Below are 17,948 nucleotides of genomic sequence, written 5' to 3' on the forward strand. Positions count from 1 at the left end.
TTAATGCTTTACATCTAAATTCTTTACTTTCGCCTAAGTTCTCCCCCCTCAATGTAGAGTTTCGATAATGAAATCCAAACGGATGAATATCGATGACACTCTACAACAAATGTTCTACAGCAATCCGGAAGTTGTCCGGATCATTGCCATTTAAAGGTGAGGAGCCTCTTACTGCTCACGATTTTGACTCTTTATTCCGGGCTGAGCGGTCATTTACGGGGTATCTTCCATGGCGGCAATACGAAGACGGAGTTTTTCTATTTGATGATGATGTGTCTGTCGGAGCGGCATTTGAAATCTTTCCTGCAGATGTTGATGGAAAACCCGAAACTGTAAAAAAAATGCTAGAGGCGTCCTTGGACTCTGCATTAGGGCGGATTCCGGAGAGAACTGATAATCCGTGGATACTCCAGGTCTATTTGAACGATGAACCAATCATTTCTCTGATCGATCAACTTCGAGCCTATGCATCCCCCGATGCCAAAAAGACAAAGCTTCATGAAGTTTTCATGAAAGAGCTGGAAGAACATATCTACCACTTAGCTAACCCTGAAGGGCTATTTTTTGATGACAGTTCTGGTGTTCCTTGGAGAGGAATAATCCGGAGAGTCAGGTGTTGCCTGTATCGAATTGCAAACGAAAAAAGCCATTACAAGAATGGTAAGCCGGTACCTGGCGTAATGACTCCGACCGCAGAGAATCATCAGGTTGTCCGGAGTTTTTGTAGAGCATTGGAACAGGCTGGGATTCGACATTTGAAGTACGATGATTCAGATCTCAGGACTTGGATGTTTCCCTGGTTTTCTCCCCACCCTGTTGGATTTAAGGATGCCTATGAATATATGGCAAAACACCCATTTAAGAAGAATCAAGATGATCCAGCATATTTTGATTTAGCCCAATCGACGTTGATTAAGCGTCCATCATGTGATGAAAAGGGGGTTTTCAAGTTTTGTGGCCAGTACCAACGGTTTATGGCGTTACAGCCGTTAGATTCACCGCCTTCGCCTGGAATAATAACGTCCGAAAGAAGTAGTGGAGCGAAAACAACAAGTGTTTCCACCTGGGATCAAATGCCTCAGGGCTCCATTTTCGTCATGACCATAGTTATTGAGTCCCAATTGCAAATAAAGAATCACTTACATGTGATGGGAGAAAAGGGTGGGGCGGTAAGCCCAAAAGCAGCAGAGGCTCAGAAACAAATTGAAGAAGCAAAAAGGCAGTTAGCCCGCAATAAGAAACTATATCGCCTATATGCCGGAGTGTATCTGCGTGCTGATTCTGAGGAAGCATTGCAGGCTAAATGCCTGGATGCTGCCAATATTTTGAGCGACGCGGGCTTAAAGCCTATTGAACCTGAAGATGAGCCAATTGGTAGGGACTCATATTTAAGAAACTTGCCGATGGTTTATCGGCCTGATAAAGATAAAGTTTCAAAACGTGCTCGAATGACTTATAGCCATCATGTCGCACGTTTACTCCCCTTATTTGGTCGGTCTACAGGCACCGGAAATCCAGGGATTTTGTATTTCAACAAAATCGGCCAGCCCCTTATGTACGATAAATTCAATAAGCGAGATCGTACTAAAACGGCTCATGGGTTAATTTTTGGTTCAACCGGGGCAGGTAAGTCTGCCTCAATTAATTATAAGAGTCTTTATTACGCAGCGATGTTTAATCATCGACAATTCATAATCGAAAAAGGCCAATCTTTTAAACTTCTAGCAAAGTATTTCAAGCGACAAGGTAAAACGGTTAGCTATCTGCGATTCACAGCCAAGAAAGAGTTATGCCCATCACTTCCGCCATTTGTTGAAACACGCAAAGCATTGGAGCAACTAGAGGAGGACGATAATTACATCACAATGGATGTTACGGATTGGCTTGATGCAGAGATAGACGAAGAAGACGAAGAGCGTTTTTATCTCGGTGAGATGGAACAGGCCACGTTGATAATGATATCCAATGCAAACAAGGATGAATTATCTGCGATTAAGTCTGATGAACGCCAACTTATCAGGGAATGCATAGTTAAAGCCCTTGAGAAGGCCGTTCGAGAAGGGAATCCCCATGCCAGAGTCACAGACTTGGTTGAGGTTATGGAAGACCTAGTGACAAACCCACCGAAGAGTGCAGAAGGAAAGCCACTCTATGATCAGCTGGAACTCCAAAGAATTCGCAAGTTTTCCAGATCCCTGAAAGGATGGACCAGTGGTCTTAAGGGGATGATTTTTAATCGCTACGGTGAGAGTTGGAAAGATGTTGACCTTACCGTTATAGACATGGGCATCCTGGCCAAGCCAGAGAACAATGACATGCTTACCCTGGCGATGATCACACTTGTAAACACGATCACTGGAATCGGGGAAAAGTATCAATATACAGACAATAGAGAGACCGTTGTTTGGACTGATGAAGGTCACGTTTTGACAACAAACCCCACTATCGTGGGTCCGTTCGTATTTGGTGTTAAAACCTGGAGGAAGCTTGCTATCTGGTTGATTCAGGCGACTCAAAACCTCGATGACTACCCCAACGAAGCCAAAAAAATGCTTAACCTGGCAGAGTGGTGGTATTGCCTCAACATGGCACCAAATGAAATCAACGAAATGAAAACCCGGTTTCGTACTCAGATGACAGATGAACAGGTTCATTTGTGCATGACGACTCAGAAACAACCTGGTGCCTATGTTGAAGGGGTGGTTATGAGCGATAAGCTCACTATGCAATATCGTTCGGTTATTCCTGCCCTTCCTCTATGCCTTGCTATGACGGATGGAGATGAAAAGAAGAAAATTCAGCAGATTAAGAAAGACCTTCAAGCAAATGATCCCAAAGCTGACGATCTAGATGCTGCACTGGCAATTGCAGATAGGATCAAGGAACAGAGGGAGTGGAGGTATGCCTAAAATTCTAATTTGCTTGCTACTCCTCTTAACAAGTTTATTTGGCGTGGCTGAAGTGTTACCTAGTTCCATTGATTTCATCTCAAATGACTCGCTCAAGTTAGAACCGTCAGAGATTAAATACTGGCAATCAAAAGGCGTGCAAGTCAACGAGTATAGCTTGGATGCCCCTGCTGCTTTGGAAAGAAAGATTGGTGCAGGATTCGAGTCAGTTCCTCATTCAGTATCAAAAGAAGATAAGGACGTTATTACTCATAAAATAAAAGCCAGGCTCAAAAAATATGAAGCCAACGGTGAGCTCCAACAAGTGTTTCACGGTTTAATACTCGCAAAGAAATACAAGCTGACTAGCTATCCTGCTGCCGTATTTAATAATGGCGAATCTGTAGTATATGGCGTTTTAGATTTAGATCGAGTCATCCAAATCTGGCAAGAAGACCTGCGGGGTGACAAATGAATAGCAGGATGGTTGTTTGTCTCTTTCTGTTGTTCATTTTTCCACTACAAGGGCACGCTGCCAATGAAAACAACAACTTTTCATTGGAAAGCCTTGATATGCCCGATATCCAAGCAACTGATAGTAAAGTGGGTAGTATTGATGGCTTGCCGACTAGTGATCAATTTACAACTTTTGATATTGTAGAAATTACAGGTCAACAGATACCAGACTGCATGGACTATTGTTTTGTTGGGGTATGCGTCCACTGGCAGTTTGCCTTTCCTGCCGGCATTAACATCATCCTGAGTCCAAAAATAAGGCATTACCTTCCGGAGTATATTGTTCAAACCCATCCTGAAGTTGGAGAAGAGCCTTGGTGGGAATGGTCAAAGGTATTTGCTCCTGCAGAAAAAGAAGCTCAGAGCTTGCTAGTTTCCTTGATGGGTGTTGACTTCTCAGGCGGGCATGAAGTTGTAGATGTTGAATACGACTCCCAGGATAGAGAAACGCTTTTTAAAGAAGCATCGGTTATTGGTCATCCCTTGTCCTTACTGCCAAAAATTCTGACGACCAATGGTGAATTTCGACCTGTGTCTAGCCTGTCTGGAGAGCTAGGAGACGTTGGGTTACAAGGCTCAAACAATTCTGATGACAGTGGTGACATTTGGTGTAACTGGGAGGAAGAATACTGTGATGATGGTCCAGACACCGGCACTGATCAGGATCTGACGCTTGAGGAGGCTTTCGATAAAGGTTCTGATGCTGCTATTGAGTATATCCAAAATTTTGGTGTTCAGCAGCTAATAGCAGACCCACGCATAACCAGGTTGTTCAATGTAGTTGATGCTGCGAATTCAACCAGGGATCAATTCGAGTCAATAATAGAACTGGCTGACCTTCTGGAAGACATACAGTCTGTGGCTGATAGCGTTACTGTAGGGGTTGGCATAAATGGTGAGTTGAAGACTGAACGGTTACTGTGTGATACCCCAATCTACCCATTCGTTCCCTACTATCTTTCTACCATGGATAGCTTCTTTTGGCGAAACGGCTGGCCAATCACAGATATCGAACATGCTGTGGATGTTCTAAATCCGTTCACATCAGAAGCTGTTAAAAAGGATTCCCATGAATGGGGGCCTTTATTCCCCCGTCATGGATTTCTACAAACATACCACGACTACAAAACTGCAGGTGTAATGGCTGCACGAGCTGTTGATGTCGCTGTGGAAGAGGGTGGATATAGGATTAGGATTCCACCATCTGAGCTCCCATCAAGCGATGAATATCGGGCGCTTTTCTCGCCTCGCTGGACAGGTGGGAAATGGTCTGAGGTTTACCCTGATCCAAGCGATCAGTGTTACTCATCAGTTGCCTATAAGGGAGATGTTATTGATAGCGGTGGAACAATTGGTGATGGGAAAAATGCATGGACATTCTGGAGACAGTATGAGTGTTGCATGAATTTTGAAGGTAATTATGTAGAGACGGTGAATATCGATGATATATGCCTACTGTAATGTGAAATTTGCTCGACTGATGATCAAAATTGCTTTGATCATCTTCTGTCTATTTGTGAGCACTGCTCGGTCTGAGTCTGTGCCGTCATCTATCGGTCCAATTTATTATAAGATCGGAGGAGGGCGAGCTGTAGGGAGCCCCCTGACCGGTTTCGACACTATTAAGTTGACGGTTGGTTTTACTTCTTCGTTTGGGTATAGCTGTGGGCAATTTAACCCGCATGAAACAGTTACCCAGATGATCAACCAAATTAAAGATAGTCTCAGAGAGCTACCTTCGCAGCTGACTGCTGCATTTACTTCGGCAATGGTCAGCCTGCCTGGTTACCTGCTAAAACGCGCCTACCCAGGCCTCTACGGGATAATCACCCAAACTCTGGATAAGTCCTTCGAGCTATTTCAAATCTCCGTGAAGAATTGCCGCCAAATTGAAAAGGAAATGAATTCGATGGGGGAAGACTTCAATCCATATCAGAACTTGATTCAAGCCAGTGTTGCAGAGCGATATGAATTTGAAATTGGACTGGATGACGGGCGGACTTTGGATCAGATAGAAGAGGAAGTTTCAGTTGAAGTTGGAAACAATGGGGTTAGATGGTTGGATGGTGTTCGTTATGCCGGGCTGGACCAGGATCCGATACGGTTTAACCGAGACCTGGTTGTAGCTGGTTATAACACGCTGATTGGACGAGCTCCTACCAGTGAAACAGATCCTCCTGATTCCCCATTGGACAACGAGTACATTGTCAAAGTCTGGGGAACTCCTTTAGACGCTGCAGAGTTTCTCGTTGATATTGTGGGTGAGTCAGAATTAAAAACAGATAACTCTGGGACCACGACCACTAAAGCAGGCCGTGGTGTGAGGCCTTTTGTTGACTTGATGACAGAAAATATTCAGTCGTATCTGCAGGCCGCAGTAGAGGAAAATGATTGGGCCGAGCTAAGAGACGTCGATGCTATGGGGGTGGCCGTACCTGTTGTAGAGGCAATCCGTAAAGAGCCGCCATATTTGAGAGCCTTAATGATCTCGAAGGTTGCCTCCGAAATGGCTGTAGCAGAAACCCAGGAACGAATCACCCTAATTAAACAACTGCTGAACGCAGGACTAAAGAATGCTGACATAACAGCCTCAAAAGCCTCATCAATTGCTTCTACACATGTTCGTAAAACCACAATTCCTGAATTAGATAACCAGGTAGAAGACATGTTGAAAGCTTATGAATTCAAATCAAAGGCTTTGCATTCGACCGCTCTTGTGATCCTGGAGTATGGGCATAAACAATCTATATCAGCTGCTGGAAAAGAGCCGCCTGCCACCGTAAATCCGAATACAGTTCGTCAAGACGGAGGAGTAGACAGTGACTAATGATGCGGTACCGAAGTCAGTAGGGTTAGGCATCTTTAGGAAGTGCCGTCGATTCCTATTTTTCCTGTTATTACTTGCGGTTCTCCTTAATGTTGCATTGGCCCTATATATCGCGATTGGGGCAAACAATGTGGTGGTTGCCCAAGAGTTTGTTGCTACTCATAAGTACGCTTTTTTTATCGGGAGAATGCTCATACTTTCAGTTGTTGTTTTGTACTGGAAACAGATTGTGCGATGGATCGCCCGCCGGAACAAATGGGAGGAGCAGCTTGAAAGAAACCTGGTTGATCAGAAGTGGATGCTTCTATCCTTGATCCTTTTTTTTGAAGTTTGTTTTGTACTGAGGTTGCCTCAGTATTTTCTAAATTGAGAGGTTACTACTAGATGACTGTCGGCTCTCTATTAGAAATATATACCACCTTTTTTGGTTGGGCATTTTATGAACTGCTCTGGGAACTATTATCGGCTACAGGGCTTTTATACATTCCTTTCATCATTGCTGTTTACTCGACCTGGAAGCAAATAGCTTTATCGGGACATAGGAAATCCGCTGCTGACGCCAATGTGGCTATGGGGTGGGCGCTTATTCCCATGTTTGTTGTCGTCATGTTTGCTGGGGTGCCACTTGTCCAGTTGGATCTGGACAATTTGAACTACCCAAAACTGGTCTGTGCCGACGGTTCAGATGAGAGTGAGATTGAGGAGGTGCCAGGTGGCAATACTAATACTACCTACGATTCGATTGATGATTTTATCGCTAATGATGCGACTGTTGACGTGCCTCTAATTTTCTATTTAAGCATGGCGATTAATAATGGGTCCTCAAGAGCCTTGATAGCTGGCATGTCATGCTTCGAAGACGTCGTTGAATTGGATTATAAGCTCAGAAATTTAACACTTAAGAATCGATCTCTGCAGGAGGAATTTAACCGATTTGCCAATGAGTGTTTTGTACCGGTTAAGAGTCGGTTTGTTACTGCCATGGGTGATGGAGCAATGGCTGACTATATTCAAGCTAAATTCACTGACGGTGTTGATGATGATCAATGGGATGAAGGTGATCCATATTATATCGGATCAAAGTTCTACATGGATACTGAAGGGTTATATGTCCCTTGTGTAGATCCAGCTGAATGTGGGTTGCATAGGTTCAGGGCCAAGGCTCCTGTGGAGGGTTTTGGGTATGATGCGACAAGAGATGCTGATTATACAGCCGAGGAAATTGTGGCAGGGATCGGTCGTCCCTATTGCGATGAGTGGTGGGAAAGTGCAGATGGTAGTGGATTAAAAGCACGCTTGGTAAATGCGGCTGAAGAGGTTGAGCCAACTGTCGGTGAAAGTATAAGAGATCGTGTTGCAAAAGCATTAGCTTGGTCTGCTGATAAACTTGGAGTGAGTGGATGGGATGACGATGATGTGGACCAAATCATCATCGAACGGCTCATTACCAGTAACGGCGTAGATTTTACAGGGATGGATGACCTTGTAGAGACTAGTTCGACAGTTACCTACACCGATTCCTTTGGTGGAGGTGTTGCCTCAGGCGCCCTGAGTGCGGCGGTTGTATCCACAGTCGGCCTAAAAGCTACAGCCGTTGCCGGCGTTTTCACTGGCATAACAATGGCCAAGGAAGCCGCTTCGTTTTATGCCTCGATGTATCTGGCACGAAAAGCTGCCCCGATGGTTCAATCAATTATCTTCATGCTCATCTATATGTTTTTGCCGCTTTACTTACTGGTAAGTTGCTTCAGCGTGCGAGCTGTATTCATGATGTTAGCAGCACTTTTTGTCATTCGACTTTTTACCCCATTATGGGTAGCCGCGGAGCTATTGGATGCCCAATTATTTGTAGCCATGTTTCCAGATACTTCCATCGTAGGAAGTGTACTCACTTTAAACATAAACCGTTTGCTGCTCGACATCGTGATGAGTGTGTTCTACGTTGTTGGCCCACTCATACTACTAAGTATCATTTCGTTTGCTGGCGTCAATGTAGCGTTTGCTGGTGGGCAGTCTCTTATGGGGCCGGTTCGAAGCATGGGTGCTAGATTTGGAGGCAGTGCGAAGATTCCCATGAAAGGGAAGAAGTAGGTGTATTCCACTAGAGATATGGAAAATGTTTGAAAATATGGAGCGCTCCATATATATTTAGGTTAAATATTGATCTCTATTGAGCTATTCATTGAGGATTTCATGAAATTTCTAACATTGATAACCGCATTATTGCTACTTGCAGGATGCGGTTCTGACCTGGTTGAGAAAGATCCCACTCCTGTCATAGAGAGGTTTGGCCTCGAAGATAGTTACGGGAAGAGTTTTGAGATGAAGGACCAGGATCTGATCAAGGGGATTAATGCTTCTATCCAAAATGGTCGTTTTGTAGCGACATGGAGCGTAGATCGTGATGCATATTACGCTGCTTTGAGTCTGAGTTATGATGCAAAAGCATCGGCTTCTATGCAGTTCTGGGACGACTTCTGTGCAGCGGACAAGGCATGTGGCGACACTACGCAGATAGAATGCCGGTTTTCAATGGCTCTTTATATGTCTTGTGGGCTGACCGGTGAGGAGTTCCCTGACAACCCAGAAGTTTATGTAAGCGATATGATCAGCGAGTTACCAAAACGCTTATATCTTGTTTTAGAAACGTGTACGCGAGATTTTGAGCATTGTGACTTGGAATACCATTTGGTGGAATTACAGTGACTCTTAAAGGGTAGATTCAATGGATAACAACCAAGCCTCCATAGGGAGTACAGCTTACGATGACGAAACCATATTGTGGCAGGGGAGTCCCTCTCAATGGTTGAATTTTGGGAAATATTTCTTCTATCTCTTGTGGTGGGTGGTTGCAACGGGCATCGTAATTGTTTGGCACGGCAGAGGATATTATTTCTCTTATGAAGAGTATCATCGTTACTACCTGACTGTGGTTTATACTCTCTTTGCTGTGCCGCCAGTGATGGCTTTAGTCCACTATTTACGTATAAGATCAGAGCGGATTGTTATCACAAGAAACAAAATTACTGAAAAGCGTGGCCTGACCTCTGTATTTCGACATGAACGTTATTGTGAAATCTCTGATATTACGGATATACACTCTCCACCTGCGGGACTGTTAGGATTGGTAGGTCGGGCTACGTTAATATTGAAAACTAACGATGTTGATCAACCGGTAATCTCGATTCGTGCTACGAAAGATCGAGAAAAACTACGAAAAATCTTGCAGCCACTGACCAGGCAGCTAAGGCAAGAAAGAAAAACGTATTTTTCCCAGAGGGGATAGGGAGGCCTTATGAGGCAGTTAGCATTAATTCTTACATTGGCTTTGCTTCAGGGCTGTGCAGTTAATGAGCAGTTGAAGGATTTGACAGGGCTTTCTGTATCAATGTCTTCTAAGGAAGAGGGAAAACTGGAGTCATCGATCCAAGATCCTCTGGGAACAAATCAAAATATAAATGAGTTCCCAGTCGTTAGTCGATTGACTGTCAAGAAGGTCGGAGCTGATTCATTCACGGTAAATAACCAGGAGCATAAGCTGGAAATCCCCATCAATGAGCTTTCGAAAAGCTCTGCAACCGGGGCGGTCACTTTGCTTACATTTAGGGATTTTGCTGGAGATGGATATATCAAGTTATACGATTTGCATACTTTGCATTTCAAGAGTGATGGGCAGATCACCAGGCGTTCCAAATGGGGAACAATTGAGCGGAATGCCAGCTTTTACCATTTTGTTGGTGAGGATGGGCAGCGCATCCAGGGGGGGACTGGAATTATTCTCGGCTCTAAAGGCGTGTTGTTTAACAATCAGGACTCGGTTGTAACTTATATCGAGCAAGGTCGTAGTAATCGCTTTACGTTACCAGAGGGGGCCAGAGTTATACCGAGGCAGAACTCAGATATTTCCGCGAGCAGGCACATAGGATTACTAAAGCCATTAAGAGATAATGCTTTGTTGGGTTTGGCTTCGAAGGATAGCCACAAATATGCACTAATGCTATTTAGCCTGGATACAGGCCAAGTGACTACTGCGTTAGAGGTTTCCCTGGAAGGAAAATCTTACGATAGGCAGTTAGATAAACTGTCATCAATGTGGCAAGTCCATTCAGTGTCATCTGGACCGATATTAGTCTCCCTGGAGACGTCCGGCACTCAGGTTGTGGCGAGAAACTTGAAAACTCAGAAGAAACGTATTCTTGAAGAGAAGACCTTTGGAATATCCTATTTTCACTCAGGTGTTGAAAGCGGTGGACAAGACGTCTGGGTAAATATTGCCAATGGACTCTCAGAATCGAAAGTAAATTCAGTACAGGATCTCCTCTAATTGAGATTCAAAAGGTGATGATATGTTTACACTACTGAAAAAACTATTAACTGAAATAATTGAAGGGATTGTTGAAGGTGTGCGGCTGGGTCTTGTTGGTGATGCACAAGACGATGACCAAAGTGTCCGTTTGTCTACCGAAGGATTCCAGTACCATCGCCGGACTGTTTTCGATGATCCGTTCGACGATCCGTTTGATTACGACAGGTAATCTCTTTAAATCGGATATAATTTATCCTATATTAACTGAGTAGTTCGCTGCTTTGTCAGCAAAACTTAGGTGTCCAAGCTGGTGAAAGACACCACTAGAAAATAGTCCAGTGTAAAGCCAACCCCGTGGGAAGTATCTTCCCACAGGGATGATGGTTCCTGCGCCTACTTACGGAAAATTAGCAAGAGGAACTATTATGGCTATGAGTCAATCTTTATCACACATCAATTTCAGCCAAGGATCGGCGATGCAGTACCACTATCAGCATATTTGTGATGATTCGCCATCGCTCTATATCGGTGAGAAGGGCAAAGCCCTAATATTGCTTCTCTCAAGTGGAGAAGCATATCGTGTATATGGCGGTGTCTTTGATCGTTACGAATCTGCCAGGAAGATGATTTCCCAATTCTATTCTCCATGGCTTTCGAATCTTTCGATTGACCAGAACCTCTACCATGCAGGGTATGAAAAAGTCGACCTGCAGTCAGACGTAGAAGTGACCAAATTATTGGCAAAGTATCAATGGCCTAAAGAAGTACTCCGATCCATAAACTATATCACTAGGGATCGTTGTACTCATGAAGGTACGATAATTGATGTCGATGAACATGAAGGTGATACCAATTATTTGGTCCGACCATCAGCCAATCCGTGCAATGTCCACTATGTCCCTGCAAACAGGGTGATCTTTAGCTGATCAGCCTTCCTTTGCGACTATAGCCGCTTGGTTTAGAACTGTAGTGTAAGTTCTTTATCGAACATGCAATAAGCCCATGAGGTATTCACTTATGGGTGAATGCCTCTGTTCATGAGGATAGAAAATGAAAGCTGTGTTGATGATAAGTCACACCTACCGATCTAGTGATGATGTCGAGTTAGCTCTAGATGCCTGCCGAGAAGTACCTGGTTATCTAACGGCCTATGCCACTAACAGCAAATCTGTTAACTCTGGTGAGCCTGACAAGGTCATTAGTTTTTATGACTACAAGATCTCAACGGATGAAACCTTACCAAAGGGCACACGGATCTCTTGGATAAGTGAAGCCGAATATCAGCACTTTGTTGAAAGGCAGTAGGCAAAATGGAGCGTGAAGAGTTAGAAGCTAAGGTAAAAGCAAGTTGTCCTGCTGATATCCTGCCTGATTTGCTCGCAGCCATTGATGATATTCCTGATCAGTGCTTATTCGAATTGATCGAGACCTACCAGGAAGAATCAGATCAAGATTTGTAGGGATGTATGACTGCGTACCTGGTCACGCTACCCGATAGCCAGCAATATTATGTTGCTGATCCAGATCTTGCTTTTAGGAAACTATCTGCTTTCTATGATGTTGATGCGGATGATGTAATCCCATCTTTGAGAAATGGTAATCATATTTCCTTTGATACCCCACAAGGTTCTTGTCATGTCACAGTGTTTGAGGGAGCCTTTGCACTCTTAGGAGGAGAAGTCATTGCCCGGGCACGAGATTCACGTGCATTTGGCATCGCCTCTTGTATCCTGTGTGATGTGTGGTTCAACGGAAAACTTTACTTTGTCGATGATGACCCCATTGGTGGAGTAGGGTGCGGATATGATTCACTCAGTTCTTTAGAAGAACAGTGGATATTGACTTGAAACTACAGGCCTCTTTATGAGGCCTTCTATTGTGAATTGGCTAAATGAGCGAAAGAAAACCGTCTACAAAGCGAGCAGAGCGCGGGTATTACGAACGTAATAGAAAGGGTAAACCCAGGCTGACCGGTTATTACCTCAACGAAGACGAAGCGGAGCTTATCAAGGCGCTCGAAGGTTACTATAGCAACCTGAAAGAGGGGATTTTTATTGCTATAGCAGAGCATCTTGATAATCTGAAAAAGAATAAAAAATGAACTAGATTCATTTGAAAATATGGAGCGCTCCATATATGCTTAATGAAAGCAGTATATACGGAGACTAATACCACTCACTTGCTGGAGGGCTCCATGAAAGCAAATACCGCTAGTTGTCTGAAACAGATTCATACGCTTGTAGATCGTTCGTGCTCAATCAAAGGCCTTCAAATAGATTTATCAAGGCCAGCCTCTGAAACGTTGCGTTATAGCATCCGATACCTCAGCAGTTATGGTTATCGTAATTCAGGCGGCACAATTAACATGTCTGACCCATCAGCTGATGTCAGGGTTTCAAGGCTTCTAAGAGATGTTAAAGAAGCGATTTCTGACAGTTCAGAAGACTATGGAGTGCTATGTCGTGCTTCATAATGTCAATCTCCCACCGGACTATGAAGCAATCTTTGCTCAACCGATCTCACCCGGTAATGCCTTTAGCTTGGGCCAGGACTACAGTCGTTCTGGTCCTAATCAATGGAATACCCATCCTTTAATCTTTTGTTCTCTGCTTAATGAGAAAGAGTGGTTAATTGGAGCTAAAACACAGACCGGATTAAAGGAGATATCCAATGACTCAAATAACCACTGCCCTTAATAGTTCGCTGTATATTCCAAGCGAAACGTTCATCACTTTGTTATCCAATTCACTTCCTGAAACCCCTGCAGTTTGTATCGGGTGTGGTTGTGATGATTATCACGCATGCATTGATTTAGAGCTTCATCGGCCGTGCCATTGGTTGGTTGTAGACCGAAAAATAGGGAAGGGGGTGTGCTCATCTTGCCCCGAAGAACTTGAACGCTGGAGAGAAAGTTATAAATCTGCAAGGACTATCGGATAGGCCGAACATATGAAATTGATGATTGTAGAGAGTCCAGCCAAGGGGAAACAAATTCGAAAGTATCTTGGCGAAGGCTGGCAAGTGGCGGCGAGTGTTGGACACATTCGTGATCTACCGGATGATGAGATGGGAGTAGAGCCCCCCTCATTCAAGCCGAAATATGTGATTTATAAAAACAAGCAGAAAGTGGTTTCCAACTTACGATCACTTGTCGCCAAAGCCAGTGAGGTTTACCTGGCAACTGACCGAGATCGAGAGGGCGAAGCCATAGCGTTTCATCTTAAATCCTGCTTGAACTTGCATGATCCAATCCGTTTGACATTCGATGAAGTAACCAAGGCTGGTTTACAAAAGAGCCTCCAAAACCCACGTAAGATCGATTACCGGCTTGTCGGAGCCCAGGAAACCAGGCGGGTTCTGGATCGAATTGTGGGTTACTACATATCCCCAATCATTTCAGAGCAATCTGGTTTAAAGCTTAGTGCCGGCCGTGTTCAATCCCCTGCAGTCTTATTAGCAGTATTGCGTGAGCAGGAAATTAGATCTTTTACCAAACAGAATTTTTATCTGGTAGCTGTCACCTGCCCGAACGGACTAACGGCATTTCTGGATCCAAAAGGATGGTGTAAAGATGGCAAACACATCTTTGATAAGCAGGTTGCTGATGCGATTGCGCGTGAAGTTAACCAGGTTTCTGTCACCTCCGTTTCCATCGATGACAAGCGATCAAACCCTCGGCCACCCTTTACCACTTCCACCATGCAACAAGCGGCCTCTTCTGCAATTAAGTTGTCGCCTCGCAAAACTATGCAGGCCGCTCAGTCGTTATTTGAGCAGGGAGTGATTACCTATCACCGGACAGACAAACCCAATTTGTCTAATGAAGGTTTTCGACTGGCAACAAAACAATTAACTGAAATGGGGTTTGACTACCAGGAACAGCAAATTATCAGAGAGTCAAAAGCCGGAGCCCAGGAGGCCCATGAAGCTATCCGACCAACTGACTTCACATTGGAGGAGGCGGGTGAAGATTCAGACCAGCAAAAGCTTTATGCCCTCATCCGAGAACGATCTTTATCCAGTGCTATGCGACCTGCGATTGATAGTGTCACTACGATCGTCATGACAGCACACGAACAGGTGAACGTGGTGGAGTATTCTGGATACCCGGTTTTTACAGTGTCAGGGAAAGTCGAAAAGTACAAAGGATGGCGAGCAATCTGTTCAATTGAAAAACCTAGTAAGAAGGCGACAGACAAAGAATTACCGGCATTGGTGAATGAAGGAGAGAGCCTGGCAGTTTCAACTGAATTGGTGACAAAAACGACAGAACCACCTCCCCGGTATACTGAAGCATCATTAGTCGCAGCGTTGGAAAAACAGGGAATTGGCCGGCCATCGACATATGATCAGATTATTGAAACCATCGTGAAGCGGGCTTATATCAAAATCGAGAAAGGACGGATCTATTCAGAAGAATTGGCTGAGCGGTTGGTTGAAGGGTTGCGTGCAATGTCATTTCTCAAACTCGACTACACAAAACAAGTCGAGGACCGGCTGGATGACATCGCCCAGGGAACAGCCAAATACCTGCAAGTTGTAACTGATGTTTACGAAACCATTGTGGCTGAGTCTAGCCACATTTCAATGTCCAAGCTTGTTACCACAGCGCCTTGTCCATTGTGTCAAAAAGACCTCAAACAATTGCCGTCAAAAAAACGGGGCGGTAGTCCTTTTTGGGTCCACTTGGAGGACTCCGACTGTGAGCGTTATTTGAGCGATCAAGACGGCGTGCCGGTTTATCGGGAAAAGCAGGAATATGAAACTGCAGCATGTCCAGGATGTCAGAAGGAAATTAAGCGGATTGTTAAAGGTGAGAAAATTTTCTGGGCACACTCCCAGGAAAAAGATGCGAAGGGCTGCGTGAAATTCCTCAATGATAACGAGGGAACGCCTGTTATCCAGGGCGGACAGACTTCGGATTGCCCAGCATGCTCTAAAAAAATCATTCGTAAGTATTCGAAGAATAAGGATTCCTATTTCTGGATGCACAAGGCTGACTCGCATGCAAAGAAATGTCGGAAGTTCATTCGAGACCAAGATGGGATTCCTACAGTCTGATAGCTGAAATTTTTAATTAGTAACAGGACGATCAAAAATGACAGTACAACTATCAGACTTGACTCAAGTAGCTCTCAATTGCGGCTCTACACCTAAGTGGATTCCGGAATCTCATGAGATCAGAGATCTGCAAATTAGTGTCAGGCTTGAGGAGCCGGAAGCCAGTTCATTCGTTGGAAAACTACGAAAAAATGCATTCGGTCGAGAAGACCTGGCTGAATGTTACCGGACTGCTAAAGATATCATCATCAGGCATAACTTATTCAGAATTTGCCAATATGAAGAACATGATGAGACGAGAATCCTAACAATATGCAATCTTTGGCGAATTGAGCGAATGCCAGATAGCTCGCTTTTAACTTTTGAATATTGTCTGAAGTCGGGTCTATGGCTGGAAGTGGAAAAGTTAGAAGGATGGCCGAGGGTACCCTTCTACCCCATCAAGAATACTCAATCACTTGACTGGTGGCGGTCTATCGTCAGACAAGTGATATGGAAAGCCTTATCTGCAGCAGGGTTTTTCTCCCTTAAGAACTATCCTGAGGAGAAAACATGGACTCTCGATTCAGCAGGAAACCCAATCCCTGCTCCAAGATCTAGAAAAACAATGAGCCCAAACAAAATGGCTTACTTCCTGATAAAACATTACATAGGAGAACAAGGTGCATTCAATAAAAAGAAGAAAGAATTTGATTGGATACCTGGATGGCTAGATCCTGAGTCTGCGAAAAACGGGGCTCGTTCATTGCGCGGGGCCTTTTTTAACTACATTCTTGATCATGAAGTGTTGTCAGCCATGCTGGCCATCGACTATCGAGATACTTGTTTCCTGAGCTATCTTCGCTACGCACGGTTTCGATCTGGTTTGCTTAAAGTATCAACAGAACGCCGAAATCTACTTCCGCTTCTGCCTGGTATTAACCCTGAACAGTGGGGGCGTAATGACCTGTTATCTAGAAATTTGTGGGTTAAAGATGGGAGGAAAACTACACCTCTGGATAGGTCACCTGTACGGATCCAGAACGGTAAGGGCGCTAATCGTAGAATACCTACTCACTATCAAAGTTTTGAGGTAGCTGCAGCCTGGCGATGGTTATCAAATGCTTCCTCGGTTATCGTCAGAGAATGGGCGGGGCGCAAAGATAATACCATCATCACAAATATAGCCCTTGCGAATATCTGTTCTAAAGCACCGGTTTATGCTTATGTGCAGATTATTCGGCTAGCCCGAAGGCTTCAACGATACGGGGTCTCGGAAAGAATGCAGTTGTTACTAAGGCTATTTTTTGATTACAGCGCAAAGTTATGGAAAAAGAAGGGCTATACCGCAGTGCGAATTTGGCTACGCGATAGCTCTCATTCGACTTTTAGAGATTTATTAGATTACCTGGAGGCTGAGGGCTTTGAGGAAGGAGTCCTTAATAAGCGTTCAACATGGAAAGCATTAATACGCAGGTCTGATGATTGGCATCAACGTATAGCCATACAACGAATGGAAGATGCACTAAGTGGTTTGACGGTTTTGAAATGGGGATCATTAATCAACGAAACAATGATAGATAAGGTCCTTTTCGTGCCGTTAAATTGCTCGAAATCGCTTGCTGTAGAGGGATACGAATTAGACCATTGTGTTGGAGATTATGCTGAGCTTTGTTATCAAGGGAGATACCGAGTGTTTTCTGTTCAAGAGCCTGATGGTAAGCGGTCAACTTTGGGAATTGAAATAGAGCAATCAAAGGCTTCCTGGGATCAACATGAATGCAAATATCGAGAACAACCTTCTGTAAAAGCCCTGCAGGCAGGATATAAATTGGTAGAAGCATATCAAAATGCTTTAAACAAAAAGGTGAGGTAGCAGCCCATCTTTGATCTTTGATCACTTAAGAACACTAAGGGGCTCTGCCCCTGGCGCAGATCAACCGTTCGCTACGCCAAAAAACGGTATCCCCAACCTTCCGCATTCGTTCCTCATTTGTGCAGGCCGGGAGATCCCCCTCCGATTTTTGCAATTGCTCTTTGCCTCCCCGCGCTTCGCCAGCGGGTCAGGCGCAGGGCGCAGCGCAGCGCTTTATCGACCAAAAGGGGTAGTGACCGGGTAGCTGCGATAACCGCCAACTTTTACGCGGCCACTTCAATGGGCAGTCTCGTGTTCATATCCAGCTCAAATATCCCATAGGGATTCACATGTGCGTATATCAACGGCGTCAACGCCCTGAAGTCCTCCAGTTTCATCCGTGACAACCAGTTTGGCTCGTTAAGCACCTGCTGGATCATCAAGGTATTCACGTAAACCAAAGAGATCTGCAACAAGTGCAGTGCCAGCACCGATAACTCCTGGTCTTCCAGCCGA

General features: G+C 44.5%; 19 protein-coding genes. 18 read left to right on the forward strand and 1 reads right to left on the reverse strand.

Translation table 11 applies throughout. The features are described from left to right. The first annotated feature begins 92 nt into the window (after window positions 1–92). The 18 genes from F566_RS0110080 (at window position 93) to F566_RS32535 (ending at window position 17,453) form a co-directional block, all read left to right on the forward strand. Window positions 93–2,909, forward strand: coding sequence for a conjugative transfer ATPase (locus F566_RS0110080; RefSeq protein ID WP_020406867.1), 2,817 nt, complete (start codon window positions 93–95; stop codon window positions 2,907–2,909). Further along, window positions 2,902–3,363, forward strand: coding sequence for a DUF1525 domain-containing protein (locus F566_RS0110085; protein WP_020406868.1), 462 nt, complete (start codon window positions 2,902–2,904; stop codon window positions 3,361–3,363). Before F566_RS0110080 ends, F566_RS0110085 begins: the two co-directional genes overlap by 8 nt. Further along, window positions 3,360–4,865 carry a TraU family protein gene (locus tag F566_RS35390; protein WP_020406869.1) on the forward strand — a complete coding sequence of 502 codons (1,506 nt, stop codon included), beginning with the start codon at window positions 3,360–3,362 and terminating at the stop codon, window positions 4,863–4,865. The genes F566_RS0110085 and F566_RS35390 overlap by 4 nt, the downstream gene beginning before the upstream one ends. 19 nt (window positions 4,866–4,884) lie before the next feature. After that, window positions 4,885–6,231, forward strand: coding sequence for a hypothetical protein (locus F566_RS0110095; RefSeq protein ID WP_157496727.1), 1,347 nt, complete (start codon window positions 4,885–4,887; stop codon window positions 6,229–6,231). Next, on the forward strand, window positions 6,224–6,601 hold the full coding sequence (locus tag F566_RS0110100; RefSeq protein WP_020406871.1) for a hypothetical protein: 378 nt from the start codon (window positions 6,224–6,226) through the stop codon (window positions 6,599–6,601). Before F566_RS0110095 ends, F566_RS0110100 begins: the two co-directional genes overlap by 8 nt. A 14-nt stretch (window positions 6,602–6,615) precedes the next feature. After that, window positions 6,616–8,322, forward strand: a complete 1,707-nt coding sequence (locus F566_RS0110105; protein WP_020406872.1) for a conjugal transfer protein TraG N-terminal domain-containing protein — start codon at window positions 6,616–6,618, stop codon at window positions 8,320–8,322. Window positions 8,323–8,424: 102 nt separating this feature from the next. Then, window positions 8,425–8,937 (forward strand): hypothetical protein, encoded by a 513-nt coding sequence (locus F566_RS0110110; protein ID WP_026179898.1) that lies wholly within the window; start codon window positions 8,425–8,427, stop codon window positions 8,935–8,937. Window positions 8,938–8,956: 19 nt separating this feature from the next. Then, the gene (locus F566_RS0110115) at window positions 8,957–9,517 is read left to right on the forward strand and encodes a hypothetical protein (RefSeq protein WP_020406874.1); all 561 of its coding nucleotides are present in this window, start codon (window positions 8,957–8,959) and stop codon (window positions 9,515–9,517) included. 9 nt (window positions 9,518–9,526) lie between these two features. Next, complete coding sequence (locus F566_RS0110120; RefSeq protein ID WP_020406875.1) at window positions 9,527–10,555, forward strand: hypothetical protein; 1,029 nt, start codon at window positions 9,527–9,529, stop codon at window positions 10,553–10,555. Window positions 10,556–10,577: 22 nt separating this feature from the next. After that, on the forward strand, window positions 10,578–10,766 hold the full coding sequence (locus F566_RS0110125) for a hypothetical protein (RefSeq protein WP_020406876.1): 189 nt from the start codon (window positions 10,578–10,580) through the stop codon (window positions 10,764–10,766). A 202-nt stretch (window positions 10,767–10,968) separates the two neighbouring features. After that, a complete protein-coding gene (locus F566_RS0110130) occupies window positions 10,969–11,463 on the forward strand; it encodes a hypothetical protein (protein WP_157496728.1) in 495 nt (164 codons plus the stop codon). 124 nt (window positions 11,464–11,587) lie between these two features. Continuing rightward, complete coding sequence (locus F566_RS0110135) at window positions 11,588–11,842, forward strand: hypothetical protein (RefSeq protein ID WP_020406878.1); 255 nt, start codon at window positions 11,588–11,590, stop codon at window positions 11,840–11,842. Window positions 11,843–11,847: 5 nt separating this feature from the next. Beyond that, window positions 11,848–11,997, forward strand: a complete 150-nt coding sequence (locus F566_RS36875; RefSeq protein ID WP_020406879.1) for a hypothetical protein — start codon at window positions 11,848–11,850, stop codon at window positions 11,995–11,997. Window positions 11,998–12,003: 6 nt separating this feature from the next. After that, the gene (locus tag F566_RS0110145; RefSeq protein ID WP_020406880.1) at window positions 12,004–12,384 is read left to right on the forward strand and encodes a hypothetical protein; all 381 of its coding nucleotides are present in this window, start codon (window positions 12,004–12,006) and stop codon (window positions 12,382–12,384) included. Window positions 12,385–12,428: 44 nt separating this feature from the next. Beyond that, a complete protein-coding gene (locus tag F566_RS0110150; RefSeq protein WP_020406881.1) occupies window positions 12,429–12,638 on the forward strand; it encodes a hypothetical protein in 210 nt (69 codons plus the stop codon). A 93-nt stretch (window positions 12,639–12,731) separates the two neighbouring features. After that, complete coding sequence (locus tag F566_RS36880; RefSeq protein WP_157496729.1) at window positions 12,732–13,010, forward strand: hypothetical protein; 279 nt, start codon at window positions 12,732–12,734, stop codon at window positions 13,008–13,010. 476 nt (window positions 13,011–13,486) lie between these two features. Continuing rightward, window positions 13,487–15,598 (forward strand): type I DNA topoisomerase, encoded by a 2,112-nt coding sequence (gene topA / locus F566_RS32530; RefSeq protein WP_020406883.1) that lies wholly within the window; start codon window positions 13,487–13,489, stop codon window positions 15,596–15,598. A 37-nt stretch (window positions 15,599–15,635) separates the two neighbouring features. Then, entirely contained in the window at window positions 15,636–17,453 is a 1,818-nt protein-coding gene (locus F566_RS32535; protein WP_020406884.1) for a PcfJ domain-containing protein, read from the forward strand. Window positions 17,454–17,716: 263 nt separating this feature from the next. Here F566_RS32535 and F566_RS0110165 read toward each other — a convergent pair. Next, on the reverse strand, window positions 17,717–17,948 hold a 232-nt coding region (locus F566_RS0110165; RefSeq protein WP_020406885.1), incomplete at its 5' end, for a Tn3 family transposase.

Origin of the sequence: Hahella ganghwensis DSM 17046, from assembly GCF_000376785.1 — a bacterium.
Taxonomy (GTDB): domain Bacteria; phylum Pseudomonadota; class Gammaproteobacteria; order Pseudomonadales; family Oleiphilaceae; genus Hahella; species Hahella ganghwensis.